Source organism: Streptomyces sp. PsTaAH-124 (genome assembly GCF_000373685.1).
In the GTDB taxonomy this organism is placed as follows: Bacteria; Actinomycetota; Actinomycetes; order Streptomycetales; family Streptomycetaceae; genus Streptomyces; species Streptomyces andamanensis.
In genome coordinates, this window is record NZ_KB892191.1 from 24,509 (window position 1) to 37,751 (window position 13,243).

The 13,243-nt window shown below is 73.5% G+C and carries 9 protein-coding genes; 3 read left to right on the forward strand and 6 right to left on the reverse strand.

Annotation, left to right across the window (positions count from 1 at the left end; translation table 11 throughout):
• Nucleotides 1-154: 154 nt before the first annotated feature.
• Together B086_RS0127710 and B086_RS0127715 are read right to left on the reverse strand one after the other, a co-directional pair.
• Entirely contained in the window at nt 155-3,286 is a 3,132-nt protein-coding gene (locus B086_RS0127710) for an amidohydrolase family protein (protein ID WP_018569689.1), read from the reverse strand.
• A gap of 164 nt (nt 3,287-3,450) precedes the next feature.
• Entirely contained in the window at nt 3,451-3,951 is a 501-nt protein-coding gene (locus B086_RS0127715) for an Lrp/AsnC family transcriptional regulator (RefSeq protein ID WP_018569690.1), read from the reverse strand.
• A gap of 141 nt (nt 3,952-4,092) precedes the next feature.
• On the opposite strand from B086_RS0127715, the gene B086_RS0127720 reads away from it, so the two are divergent.
• Together B086_RS0127720 and B086_RS0127725 are read left to right on the forward strand one after the other, a co-directional pair.
• A complete protein-coding gene (locus tag B086_RS0127720; protein WP_018569691.1) occupies nt 4,093-4,779 on the forward strand; it encodes a nitroreductase family protein in 687 nt (228 codons plus the stop codon).
• A gap of 115 nt (nt 4,780-4,894) precedes the next feature.
• On the forward strand, nt 4,895-6,886 hold the full coding sequence (locus B086_RS0127725) for a hypothetical protein (RefSeq protein ID WP_158690436.1): 1,992 nt from the start codon (nt 4,895-4,897) through the stop codon (nt 6,884-6,886).
• A gap of 36 nt (nt 6,887-6,922) precedes the next feature.
• On the opposite strand, the gene B086_RS0127730 is transcribed toward B086_RS0127725, so the two are convergent.
• Nucleotides 6,923-7,786, reverse strand: coding sequence for a class I SAM-dependent methyltransferase (locus tag B086_RS0127730; protein ID WP_018569693.1), 864 nt, complete (start codon nt 7,784-7,786; stop codon nt 6,923-6,925).
• A gap of 135 nt (nt 7,787-7,921) precedes the next feature.
• Here B086_RS0127730 and B086_RS0127735 point away from each other — a divergent pair, with 135 nt between their 5' ends.
• The gene (locus B086_RS0127735; protein WP_018569694.1) at nt 7,922-8,506 is read left to right on the forward strand and encodes a TetR/AcrR family transcriptional regulator; all 585 of its coding nucleotides are present in this window, start codon (nt 7,922-7,924) and stop codon (nt 8,504-8,506) included.
• A gap of 62 nt (nt 8,507-8,568) precedes the next feature.
• On the opposite strand, the gene B086_RS0127740 is transcribed toward B086_RS0127735, so the two are convergent.
• Genes B086_RS0127740 through B086_RS0127750 form a run of 3 tightly spaced genes read right to left on the reverse strand, consistent with a single transcriptional unit; the run spans nt 8,569 to nt 13,061 of the window.
• A complete protein-coding gene (locus B086_RS0127740) occupies nt 8,569-9,078 on the reverse strand; it encodes an inclusion body family protein (RefSeq protein ID WP_018569695.1) in 510 nt (169 codons plus the stop codon).
• 30 nt (nt 9,079-9,108) lie between these two features.
• Entirely contained in the window at nt 9,109-10,938 is a 1,830-nt protein-coding gene (locus B086_RS0127745) for a thiamine pyrophosphate-binding protein (RefSeq protein WP_018569696.1), read from the reverse strand.
• A complete protein-coding gene (locus tag B086_RS0127750) occupies nt 10,935-13,061 on the reverse strand; it encodes a flavin monoamine oxidase family protein (RefSeq protein WP_018569697.1) in 2,127 nt (708 codons plus the stop codon). Before B086_RS0127750 ends, B086_RS0127745 begins: the two co-directional genes overlap by 4 nt.
• Nucleotides 13,062-13,243 lie beyond the last annotated feature (182 nt).

The window sequence follows — 13,243 nt, forward strand, 5'->3', positions numbered from 1 at the left end:
GCCGTGCCCCGCTCCCCCGCCCGGCCCGGCACCCGCCGCCCGCCCGCCGCGGCGGTGTCCGGCGTCATCGCGGCGGCCGCCCACGGTGAGGCACCCTCCGTCCGACACATCGTCAGAAATGTACAGGTGTGTGTGCACACCCCGACGCGGCCGATCACACGGGTGTCCGGTACCGAGACACCTTGTGGCGCCGGGCGACGAGGTCGTCCCGGCGGTGGGGAACACCGGCACGTACCACCGCGACGGTGTCGACGAGCGCGGCGAAGTCGGTGAAGGGGTCCCCGCCGACCACCGTCAGCTCGGCCAGCCTGCCCGCCTCGACCGTGCCGAGGTCCGGGGCCAGACCGAAGAGGCGGGCCGGGACGGTGGTGGCGGTGTGCAGGGCCTCGGCCGCGGTGAACCCGTGGGCGTGCAGCCCTCGCAGCGCCAGGTGGAGGGAGAGGCCGACCGGCACCAGCGGCGCGTCGGTGCCCAGGGCGAGCCGGGCCCCGCGCTCGGCCAGCCGCCGGTAGTCGCCGAACTCGACGTCCAGCGCCGTGAGTTCGGGTGCGCCGGGGCGCGTGCGGGCGCGGTCGTGGACGGTCGCCGCGTCCCAGGGCGGCATGAGGACGTCCACCCGGGGGTCGTCGGCGAGCGCCGGGTCGGCGCCGAGCAGGACCTGCGCGCTGAACGGCGTCATGATCAGGGCGAAGGCGCCGTCGGTGTACTGCTCGACCAGGTCCTGGTGGATGTGCCCGAGCGGGGTGGTGGCATGGCCGTAGGGCAGTCGCTGGGTGGCCTGGAGATGGGTGGTCAGGTCCTGGCCGGCGGCCCGGCCCGGCGCGCACAGATGACTGCCGCACGGCACCCCCAGCCGGTGCGCCGCCTCGGCGGCCTGTGCCATGTACGTCCCCGGGGCGCGCACATAGGTCTTGACGAAATCGACGTCCAGGGCGGCGGCCCGCGCCAGGGTGCGCCGTACCCCGCTCTCGGTGCGGTGGGCGCGGCCCATGCTGTAGGCGGTGCGCGAGCCGTCGATCAGTTCGGCGCAGGCCAGTGCGCGCGGCCCCAGGCAGGCGCCCGACGCGGTGGCCTCGCGCAGCCGGGCCGCCTCGTACAGCGGGCCGCCCATGCAGGCGGTGGTCGTGATGCCGTAGGCGAGGGCCGTCAGGTTCTGCCGGGCGCCGTAGGTGGCCTGGTAGGGGTGGGTGTGGCTGTCGAACAGGCCCGGCAGGACCGTCCACGAGGAGGCGTCGAACGTGCGGTATCCCGGTCGGCGCGCACGGTGCGGTGCGACGGCGGTGATCCGGTCGCCGCGCACGAGGATGTCCACGTCGTGGCGCGGCGCCCGCCCGGTGCCGTCCCACAGCTGCCCGGCGTGGACGCGCAGTGGTTCCCGGCCGCCGGGACCGTGGCGGCGGGCGGCGGGCACGGTGGGGACGCCGCTCAGGGTGCGGGTCAGGCCCGGCATGCGGGTGTCGTCGAGGGACAGCAGACGCAGGTCCCCGCAGGACAGGTACAGGAGGGTGCGGGAGTCCGCCGCCCAGCTCGGGTGGTCGGCCGGCTCGTCGGTGAGCCTGCGGGCGGGTCCCGCCGGAGTGCCGTCGGGGGTGACCGGCAGCAGCCACAGCGCGGATTCGGCGACGAGCGCCATCCAGCGGCCGTCCGGGGACCACACGGGTCCGGCCGCGACCCGGTCGGACAGCGACTGGTGCGCGGCGGGCAGGTGGCGCCGCTCGGTGCCCGTGCGGACGTCGACGACGCGGATGACGTTGTAGCCCTCGCGGAAGCGGCGGTTGAGCCGGTTGCGGTCGCAGAAGGCCACCCGGCGGCCGTCCGGCGACCAGGTGGGGGTGCCGGGCGGGCCGTCGGTGGCGAGGGGGCGGGCGACGGTCCGTTCCTCGCCCGTGGCCAGGTCGCGGACCAGCAGGTTGCCGCGGACGTCGAGGCAGGCCAGGTGTGTGCCGTCCGGCGACAGAGCCGGGGACAGGCGTCCGCCGCCGGTCACGGCCTCGTCCGTCGAGCCGTCCAGGCGGATCCTGCGTACGGCCGTCAGTCCGTCGCGGTCGGTGCAGTACAGCAGGCTGCGCCCGTCGGGGGCCCAGGCCGGCATCTGCACGTACTCCGTACCGGCGGCCCGCAGCAGCTCGCGCGGCGGTTCGGCGCCGTCGTCCGGGGCCCCGGACGGCAGCAGCCACAGGGAGTTGAGGGCCGCGCACGCCACCCGGCGCCCGTCCGGGGACAGCACCGGGCGGTGCAGACCGCGCACGGGCACGGGGGCGGTGCCGGTCCGTGAGGTGTCGCGCCGTACGCCGCGGCGGAGCGGGCCGGGGACCGGCATCCGGGCGGTGAACGGGATGTCGGTGACGGCCGGGGCGGTCAGGGAGCGGATCCGGATCCGGCCGTCCGCGACGTACAGGAGGCGGTCCTCGCCGAGCCAGCACGGCGGGGCGGCGGCCAGGTCCTCGCCCGCCGCGACCACCCTTCCGTCGACCAGCAGTTCGGCCCGGGACGGCGGGAGGGTGGGCGGGCCGTCCGCGCCGGACAGCCGCAGCCAGGCGATCCGGCCGCGCGGGGACACGGCCGGGCACAGCAGACGGCCCGCGGCCGCGGTGTGCACCGGCTGCGCGGTGCCGTCCGCCAGGGAGACCCGGACCAGTGAGAGACCGCCGTCGTTCCCGCCGTCCGGTGTGTGGGCGGCGCGCACGCACACCAGGGTGCGTCCGTCCGCGGACCAGACCGGGTCGTAGTCCTCGAAGGGGCCTGCCGTCACCCGGGTGAGCCGGGTGCTGCCGACGTCGAGGGTCCACAGGCCGTAGGAGCCGCCGGTCACCGGGTCGCCGCCGCGCTCGGAGGAGAACGCCAGCCGGGTGCCGTCCGGCGACCACGCCGCCCCGCGGTCGTCCCACGGGCCGTCGGTGACCCGGCGCAGTCCGCCGCCGTCGGGCCGCATCGTCCACAGGTGGAAGGCGCCGCCCGCGTAGCCGCACAGGGCGACCGTCCGGCCGTCCGGCGCGAACGCGGGCCGGGTCGCCTCCACTTCCCAGCGGGTCAGCCGCTCGGCCGCGCCGCCCGCACGCGGCACGCGCCACAGCACACCCTGCACCTCGGCGATCAGCGCGTGTCCGTCCGGGTGCGCGGTGACGGACCCTCCGGTCGTCTCGCGGTACGTCAGGACCCGCCCCGCCCCGTCCGCGGCGAACGCCCGGACGGCGGGCGCCCCGACCGGCGCGACCGAGGCGGCCGACGCCCCCAGGAACCGCCGCCTGGTGACGGACCCGTGCCCCGCATCCGTGCCGTGCTCCATGGCGCGTTCCTCCCGTGCCCCGATCCCACCGGCCCGACCGACCACCTGGTCAACCGACGGCGGGCCGGGGGGTCACGGGTCGGGCCGGGTGAAGTGCCGTGGAGGCGACGTGAGGTGACACCGCTTCGTGTTCCGTACCGGGCGGCCGGGACGGACGTCGGTGGTCACTCCCGCACGTCCGGGCCGGGTGGCAGACCGGCCACCTCGTCGACCAGGGGCTGGACCCGGTGGGGGACGACGGCGCTCAGGGCGATGACCGTCGTGCTGCGGCGGACGCCCGGTACGGCGAGGACATGGTCGATCACCTGCTGGACGTGCTGGTTGCTCGTGCCCGCGATGCGGCACCAGATGTCGCCGGGGCCCGTCACGATGTGGGCCTCGATGATCTGCGGGACGGCCCGCAGGCGGGCGGCGATGGCCTCGCGGGCCGGCTGGTCCACCTCGAAGGTGGTGAACGCCTGGACCACGTGGCCGAGGGCGGCGACGTCCACGTCCGGGCCGTAGCCGGTGACCACGCCGGAGGCGGTCAGCCGGTCGAGCCGGGCCTGCAACGTGCCGCGTGCGACGCCGAGCCGGCGGGCGACCTCCAGCAGGCCCTCGCGCGGACGCTCCCGCAGCAGGCGCAGCATCCGGCCGTCGAGCGGGTCGAGTCCCTGGCGTGCCATGGTGCTGTGTCTGCCGATCTGCGCTCTGCGAGGCATCGCCCGGCCCCGTTCTTTGTCAGATTAGCAAAGGACAAGAAGCTGCGTTGCCTATTCGGCTGTCCATGGCTCACGCTGTGGTCCCCCGGCCGAGGAGGAGCAGCAGTGAGGCAGCACACCCACCCGTTCGTCCCGTACCGGCCCGAGCGGTACGGGGAGGCCGAGATGGTCCGGCGGGGCGAGGACTTCGTGTCGTTCCTCGACCGCCGCCGCAGTGTGCGGTTCTTCAGCGACGAGCCGGTCCCGCGCGCGTGTGTCGACCTCGCCATCGCCGCGGCGAACACCGCCCCGTCCGGCGCCCACCTCCAGCCGTGGAAGTTCGCCGTGATCGGCGACGCGGCGACCAGGCACCGCATCCGGGTCGCCGCCGAGGAGGAGGAGCGGGTCAACTACGAGGGCGGGCGGATCCCGCCCGAGTGGCGAGCGGCGCTGGCGCGCCTGGAGACGGACGCGGACAAGAGCTATCTCGACGTCGTGCCGTGGATCGTCGTCTGCTTCGCCGAGAAGAGCACGGCGATGCCGGACGGTTCGCTGCGCAAGAACTACTACGTCAACGAGAGTGTGGGCATCGCGTGCGGCTTCTTCATCGCCGCCCTGCACGCCATGGGTCTGAGCACGCTGACGCACACACCCAATCCGATGGGCTTCCTCACCGAGATCTGCGAGCGGCCCGGCAACGAACGGCCCTACATCCTCTTCCCGATCGGCCGTGCCGCACCCGACTGCGAGGTCCCGGACCTGGCGCGCAAGTCGCTGGCGGAGGCGACCGCCGAGAGTCCCGGCCTGGCCTGAACGGCCCTTTCCCCGGCGGCGGTCCGCCGTCCGTCGCGGTCGCGCGGGATCCGGCGGGCCGCCTGCGATGTCATGATGTGCGCCGGAGACCGACCGAGCGGGCACGGGGGCACAAGTGGCAGGCGCGGGGCCCGGCGGTCCGGGCGGCATGACGGCGGACCGGCTCGGGGCGATGCTCGGAGAGGTCCAGGACAAGGAGGCGCGGCGCGCCCTGAAGCGCGTGCTGCGCAAAGGCGGCGAGGCGGCCGAGGAGGACTGCCATCCCCTGTTCGGCTCCCTGGTGCGGGGCACCGGGGGCCTGGCGTCCGACGCGACCGTCGCGCTGCCGGTCGTCCTCGCCCTCGCCTGCGACCCGGGCATGGGTGCCCGGGTCACCCTGGTCGAACTGGTGGCCTGTCTGGCGAAGGCGGCGGCCGGGCCCGGACCGGTGGACGCGGGCTGGCACGAGGCGTGGCGGTCCCAGCGGCCCCGGCTGAGGGCGCTGCTCGCGGATCCCCGGCCCGAGGTGCGCAGGGAGGCGCTGTCCCTCCCGGTGGGCGCCGGTGCGCTGCTGGAGCGGTGGCACACGGAGACGGACCCCGCCGTGCGGCTGCCGCTGCTGCTCGCGCTGGGGACGGCCGCCGGGAGCGGGCCCGCCGGTGCCGGGGCGGTGGACCGGGTGCGAGCGGTGGTGCGGGAGGTGCTGCGGACCGGCGATCCCGTCCTGCGGGTCGCGGCCGTGCACGCCTGGGCCTCCTTCGACCCCCGGGTCCCGGTCCGTGAGCTGGACCTGCTGGTGGAGGTTCTGTCGGACGCCTCCACGCGTCCGCTGTTCGAGGCGGTGTGGTACGCACCGGACATCGACGGGGCCTTCACCCGCGAGGACGTGGTCTCCTGGACGGCCCTGCTGTTCGAGGACGAGCACGGTACGGCGCTCTCCTTCGCCGTACGGCTCATCGAGACGGCACGCCGGACCGGGGACGCGCCGCTGTGCCGCGCCGCGCTGGACGAGGCGTGGCGCGTGCTGGTGGTCAGGCCGTCCGCGGCACCGGCGCTGCTGCCGCTCGCGGGCGCCCTGCTCCGCGACCCCGACGAGGGTGTGCGGTTCCGGGCGGCCCATCTGCTCGCGGTGCTGGGGCCCCGGTCGGCCGAGTACGCCGACGAGTTGGCCGCCCTGCTGGACGATCCGGGCGGGGCCGAGTTCCTGGAGGGCACCGTGGGCGACCATGCCCGCTGGGCCCTGACACGCATCGGTGATCCGCGCGGGCTGCCGGGTCTGGTCGAGCGGCTGTGCGCGCCGTACGAGGGTCACTACTCCCGCTCGTACGTCATGGGTGACCCCCGGCTGCCGGAGATCGAGGACGTGCTGACCCCCCTGGGGGCGCACGCGGACGCCCTGCTGCCCGCGGTGCGCGCGCGGCTTCGCGGGGGCGGAGCCGACGGGGCGCCGGTCGGCCGCCTCCTGGAGGTGCTCACGGCGTGGGGCCCCGCCGCGGCACCCGCGCTCCCCGAGGTGGTGGCCCTGCTGGGCGACACCCGGTGGTCGCTGACCGCGGTCGACGTGCTGGTCGCGATGGGACCGGCCGCGTCGTCGGCCGCGGACGCCGTGCGCGGGTGCGCGGTCCTCGATCACCCGGGCAACCGGCTCAAGGTGGCGTGGGCCGTCTGGCGTCTGGGCGGCGACCGGGACACGGCGCTGCGCCTGATCGGGGAGGCGGTACTGGCCGAGGAGGGCTCCGTGTACGCGCCCGTCGGCCTCCTCGGTGACTTCGGACCGGCGGCCGCGCCGTACGCCGCTCCAGTGCGTCACGCCGTGGAACACGGCCCCGGCTGGCTGCGGTTGCGGGCGGCGCCGGCTCTGTGGTCGATCACCGGTGAGCGCGAGCCGAGCGTCTCCGTCCTGGAGGAGTACGTCGTCCCGCCCGCGGACGGCGACGACTCCTACGGCTGCTTCCTCGACGCGCTGCGGGCCCTCACCGGCATCGGCACGGTGTCGCCGGGGACGCGCGACCTGCTGCGTGCGGCACGGGAGTCCGACCGGCGCCTCTCCTCGTACCGCGACTACCGGGCCTTCCTGCGCGACGAGGAGATCCGCTCGGCGATCGAGGACGTGCTCGCCCTGCCCTGATGTGCGCGGCGGTACGCCCACGGAACACGCCTGCTGTCACGACTCCGAGCGCGCTGTCGGCCGGTCCGCGGTGACCAGCCAGGACGTGCTGAGCAGCCGGACCGTGCCGTCGTCCGACTCATGGCCGCGCAGACGGGCGGTGAGGATGTGCCGGGCGCGGTCCCGGGTGTCCTGGTCCGCCCGCTCCATCAGGTGGCGGCCGGGGCCCGTGCCGAGCAGGAAGTCCGCCGCGTCCTCGGCTCCGTGCCCCCAAGTGCCGTACGCCCGCACGGGTTCGGTGCTGATGCCGGTGTATCCGGCGGCGGTGAGGACGGCGTGGACGCGTCCGCGGTCGGCCAGCGAGAACATGCCGGGCAGCCCGGGTGTGCCGAAGTCACCGACCGGCAGGAGGCCGCGCAGGGACGCCATCGACGCCGTCCAGTCGTTGAGCGCGGCGTCGGCCGGGCACACGAACGCCAGGCGTCCGCCGGGCCGCAGCGCCCGGCGGACATGGGCGAAGGCCGCGACGGGATCGGTGTAGAACATCACGCCGTAGCGGCTGATCGCCGCGTCGAACGCCCCCGCCTCGAAGGGGTGCACCTGTGCGTCGCCCCGGGTGAAGGAGGCGTTCGCGACGCCCTCCTGCTCCGCGCGCGCCCGTGCCGTCGCGAGCATCGGGCCGGACAGGTCGAGGCCCAGGGCGCTCCCCCGGGGTGCGCGCAGCGCGGCGAGGAGTGTGGTCTGTCCGGAGCCGCAGCCCAGGTCGAGGATCCGGTGCGCTCCGGTGATCGCGGCGGCGTCGAGGAGCGGCTCGTCGAAGCCCCCGTTCACGGCGTTCCAGCGGTCCTGGTGGCGGGCCCAGTGGGCGCCTTCGGGACCGTTCCACGCCTTCTCCTGCTCGCTGTTGACGATGTCCGGCACAGGGCCTCCCGCTGTCGACGGCCAGTATGGGCGTACGCCCAAACAGTATGGGCATACGCCCGTACCGGCAATGCCGACTAGGATCCCGGACGTCGGCCCCTGCCCGGTCGGGGCCGCGGGACGGGAGCGAGCCACATGTCACCGCGCGGAGTCGCGACCCCGGACGTACGCGAGCGGCTGTTCGGGGCCGCCGAGCGGGTCGTGGAGAGGGACGGTCCCGGCGCGCTCACCAGCCGGGCCGTGACCACCGAGGCGGGCTGCGCCAAGGGGCTGCTGCACGCGCACTTCGCGGGACTCGACGAGTTCGTGGCCGAGCTGTGCCTGGACCGGTTCGCGCGGACGGCCAAGAAGGCGCGCGCACTGTCGGAGGCCGCCGGGCGGGGCACGGTGGCGGGGAACCTGGAGGCCGTCGTGCTCGCGCTGTTCGCATCCGGCGGTCCCGCCCTGTCGGGGCTGGCCATGACACGGCCCGTCGCCGCGTCCCGTGTCCGCGCGGCCCTGGAGGGCGGGGCGCCGGGCTTCAGCACGATCCAGGAGGCCGTGACCGAGTACGTCGAGGCCGAACAGGCGCTCGGCAGGGTGGGGCGGACCGTCGACCCCGCCATGGTGGCCCTGGCCGTCGTCGGTACCGCCCACCATCTGCTGCTGACGAGTTGGCCCGGCACGCCCGACCCGCGGCCCGCCATGGCGCGTCTGGTCGCCGCCCTGCTGAAGGACTGAGGCGGCCGTCCGGACCGGGGCGGCGACCACGGCGGCCGCCCCCGCCCGTCACGGCCGGAAGGTCAGGAGTCCTCGATGGTGATGAAGGGGTCCCACTGGAAGTACCCCTTCAACTGCCGGTGCCGGTCGAGGATCTGGAAGGAGAAGTGGTACACGACCTTGCCGACGCTCTTCACCGTGGTGCGCCAGTAGTGGTCCTGGTACTTCTGCGTCAGGAAGTCCGGGCTGCCCTCGCTGCCCTCCTTCGGCAGCGGGTAGACACCGTCGACCACCTCGATCTCGGGCGTCCTGATGAGGGTGTGGCCGGGGTCGCTGCTCACGTACCGGTAGAGCAGGGCCTTGTGGTCGCTGCCGAGCGACAGCGTCGTCTCCCGCCACCGGACGGTGTCCCCGGGCTCCGCCCGGAGGTTCAGTTCGGCGCCCGACGTGCCGACGATGTGGTCGTGGCGCGTCGTCATGTAGATGAGGCTCTGGTCGACGTAGGTCGGTGCGTCCGGATTGCGTGAGGCGTTCGGGTACTGCTCCACTATCGTGGCGGCGTCGAACGCGATCAGTACGTTCAGGTCAGCCATTTCGCTTCTCCAGGGAATGAGAGGTTTCGCCTACGAGGATCTCGGCACCTTGTAGGCCATGGCCCGCGGGTAGTCGTGCCGGTGCAGGCGGACGCGGACCAGGAGCGGTCCGGCGTTCACCGGGTCGTGCGGGTCGGCGAGCCGGGCCAGCAGGTCGTCCAGTTCCGCGGGCCGGGCCACGGTGATCCCGTTCGCCGGGGTGTCCTCACCAGCGAAGACGGCCGCGAGGCGGTCGTAGTGCCAGGGGTGCAGGATGTTGTAGAAGTCCGCGTCGGCCGGGTCCCGTTCGGCGTAGTGGGCCGGGTTCACCAGCATCTGCTCGATCCCGTAGAAGTGCCCGTTGTCCAGGACGAACACCACCGAGCGCAGCCCGAGCCGGGTGTGCGTGGAGATCTCCTGGCAGGTCTCCTGGAAGGCGCCGTCACCGACGAACACCATCGGACGGGCGCCCGCGCGCCCGGGGGCGAGCGCCGCACCGGTGGCCGCGCCGAGCGACCAGCCGATGGACAGCCAGCTGATCTGCGACAGGAAGCCGCCCGCGGGCACGGACAGGTTCATCGAGCCGATCAGGGAGAACGCGGCGTCGGAGACGACCGTCCAGCGCTCCGGCGTCTCCTGGCCCAGGAACTGGTTGATCCGGTCGAACACGCCGTCGTACGTGAGCCGTTCGGCCTGGCGGAAGCGCGGACCGCCGGCGTTCAGCGAGGCCCGGTGCTGCGCGAGCCCTGCGGGGCGGTCCGCGGGCGCTCCGCCGTAGCTGTAGGACTCGGCGTAGTAGTCGGCGTACAGGCCCCCGGTGCCGTACGCCTTCACCAGGGCGTCCTGGAGGGCGGGCAGCAGATGGGCGAGCTGGACGTCGGGGAAGTAGGAGGTGCCGACGCTGACACCGCCGTGCGCCGCCATCACCCAGTCGGTGCCGACGCTCTGCTCGCCGTCGAGGTTCTTCGACGTGGACCAGGCCCCGAGCCCGATCCGGCAGGTGGCCCAGTCCTTGAAGACCGCGTGGACGTCCGGGTGGCTGGCCCTGCCGTTGTAGACGCCGTGGAACTGCGGCAGTTGCCCGTCCACGACGCCCTTGGCGCCCACGGTGGTGCAGAACGGCACACCGGTGGCCTCCACCAGGTCGACGAGTTCCCCGCCGAGCCGGAACCGGTCGGTCTCCTCCCCGGCCCACACGATCGGCCGGGGCCTGCCGTCCGGGCCGGGGTGCTGCTCGATCAGGGTGAGGATCGCGTGCACGGCGTCCTCCAGCAGCACCCGGCCGCGCTCGCCGAGCGGCCGTTCACGGCGGACGAGCGGCGCCGCGGGGGCCGGGCAGGGCGCGTCCCACAGGTCTTCCATGACCTCCAGGTAGACGGGTCTGCGCTCGGAGAGGCACGCGGTGAGCGCGGCGTCGATCTGGGTCGGCGCCAGGCCCGGGTGGGAGACGGCCTGCGCGTCCACGGTGACCTGGCGGTAGACGTCCAGGTTGCTCTCCGCGCGCGGACTCATGTGCGAGGTGAGCAGACCGACGGCGCGGAAGTTCTGCCACTGCTCGTAGGGCGGGCACGCGTTGACGGCGATGAGCGGGACCTGCTCGACATACGCGCCGCCGCAGGAGTTGAGCAGGTTGAAGGCGCCGACGCTGTAGGTGACCGCCGCCGCGCCCACACCGTGGACACGGGCGTAGGCGTCGGCGGCCTGGCCCGCGCCGCCCTCGGTGGGTGTGCCGACCCACTCGATGTCGCCCTCGGAGCGCAGGGTGGTGAGGAACGGTCCGAGGTGGTTGCCGGGCACGCCGAACAGATGGGTGATGCCCAGCTCGGCCAGCCGCAGGGCGAGATAGCGGGCGACCGTGCAGGAGGGCGGGGTCCCGCTCATGAGGACTCCCCCGGCTGCCGCGTGTGGGTGGTGCTCTGGTCCTGCCCCAGATGCTGTCCGTGCTGTCCGTGGGCCTGCTCGTGCTCCGGCCTGTCGGTGACCGGCGGGGCCCGGTGGACGGCGAGCGCGGCGCGCACGGCGCTCTCCAGGGCGCCCTCGATCCAGGCGTGTTTGAGGGAGGTGTGTTCACCGGCGAAGTGCACCGGGCCCTCGGGCCGGGAGGCGTCCAGGTGGAAGCTGGTCATCTGGTGCGCGGTGTAGAGGGCGGCCTCGCCGAAGGCGTAGGGGTCGCGGGCCCAGCTCTGGGTGGCGCCCCGGCCGGTGAAGAACACCTCGATGCGCCGGCCGTGCAGGGCCTGGAGGTTGCGCAGGGCGTAGAGGTAGCGCTCCGTCTTCGGCATGGAGTCCCAGCGCGCGGCGTCGTCGGACCAGGAGTACGAGGCGAGGACGACGCCGCCGCCGGTACCGCCCTCGGCCGGGTGCGAGGGGTAGTACATGAACCGGTTGGGGTTGTCGGTCGTCGAGCCGCCGCCGAAGCAGTGCGTGGCGGGGCGCACGGCCGGGCCGCGCAGCGGCAGGGTGCCGTCGACCTGCCGCATCTCCTCGGTGACGAGGTTGTCCTTGACCGCGGCACCGAGCAGCCCGGCCTCCGGTTCGGGCAGCGTGGGCAGCGGTGCGGCCGCTGCGGCACCGGGCCCGTGACCGCTCCGGCCCCCGCCGCGGTAGTACGCGTACAGGCCCGGGGCGATGTCCTCCAGCGCGTCCCGCCATTCCGCCTCGGTGAACTCCCACCAGCGGTGGCTGAATTCGAGCAGCACCTTGGTGGCCTGGTCGTAGTGGGTCTCGATGACGGCACGGCGCTTCTTGTACGACATGGAGGGGACGATCTCCACGAAGCGCAGGGCCGAGAAGGGGACGGTGACGACGGCCAGGTCCGCCGTCCACAGCCGGGGCAGTTCCTTCGGATCGTCCTCGTCCAGGGTCTGTACGGCCACGCCCCAGCCGTCGGGGCCGACCGCACCGGTGCCCTCGGGGTCGGTGTCGCGGCTGGGGTCGTGGTACTCGATGCGGATGACACGCCGGCCGAGTTGCACCTCGTCGCGCAGGCCCTGGTACAAGGCGTGCGGCAGGCGCCAGTTGCCGCCCGGTATCTCCCAGTAGCGGACGCCGGGATTGATGTCGCTGCGGCCGAGGAAGCTGTGGAAGAAGGAGAGATGGAGCCGTGAGGACATGTTCTCCAGGGTGCCGACCGCCTCCACGGCCTCGTCGCTCAGACCGGCGTGATCGCGCAGGAACGAGCCCATCGAATGGCCGTCGAAGTCGCGGATCACCCGCGCCCAGCCCTCGACCCACTGCTCGAACGGCTTGTCGACACGCACGCCGTCGACAAGATCGGAGTAGTAGTCGCGCACGCTCTCCAGCGCCTGGTCGACCAACTGCGCCGCGGATGCGCGGACTTCGTCGTCGGTGAGGTGGAAGCCCTCGTTGATCCTCTCGGGACCGGCGGCGTAGTCGGCGCGCCGCACCTGGACGCGGTTGGCGCGGATCCAGGAGTTGCCGCGTTTGTCGGGCTCGTGGAAGTCCGGGCTGTCGTCGCCGTAGGTCCAGGTCCGGCCGGTGAAGGAGGTGTAGGTGACCGGCGGGACGGGCACGTCGGGGCCGCTGCCGGTGTGCGGGTCGATGTCCACGTTGTAGAACTGGCGGCGCCCGAGCCCGAGTTTGTCGACCAGGGCCAGGACCAGGGGATGGAAGTCGGGCAGCCGCATGGCCCCCGCCTCGGCGTACTGGGCCGGGTCGGCGAAGGGCTGGTGGTGCTTGGTGGTGCGGAAGGTCTTGATACGGCCGCCGACCCGGCTGGCGTTCGCCTCCAGGACGGTGACGTCGTGTCCGGCGTCCTTGAGCAGCCGCGCGGCGACGAGACCGGTGATGCCGGCGCCGATGACGAGGATCTTCTTGCGCGGGTGCGCGGTGGGCCCGAGGCGGCCCGTGTCTATGAGGGTGTGCAGGTAGTCGAGCTTGAGGTCCCTGCCGTCCGGTCCGACGAGGAGGAGGTCGCGGGCGAGCCCCAGACAGGTCTGCCAGCGGGCACGGGTGGCGGAGTTGTCCCGTGGAGTGTCGGTCATAGCCTGGGATCGTAGATATGCCGAAACGATTTAGTAATTCAGCGCCGGGAAAAGTCCTGAAAATGGCACGAAGAACCAGTGACCTGTTTTCGCCTCGCTCGAATTTTCGACAGGAAAGCGTGCGATTCCCAAGGTACGGAAGTGAGGCCGGTGACATGCGGGAGAGCATTCTTCTCATGGAA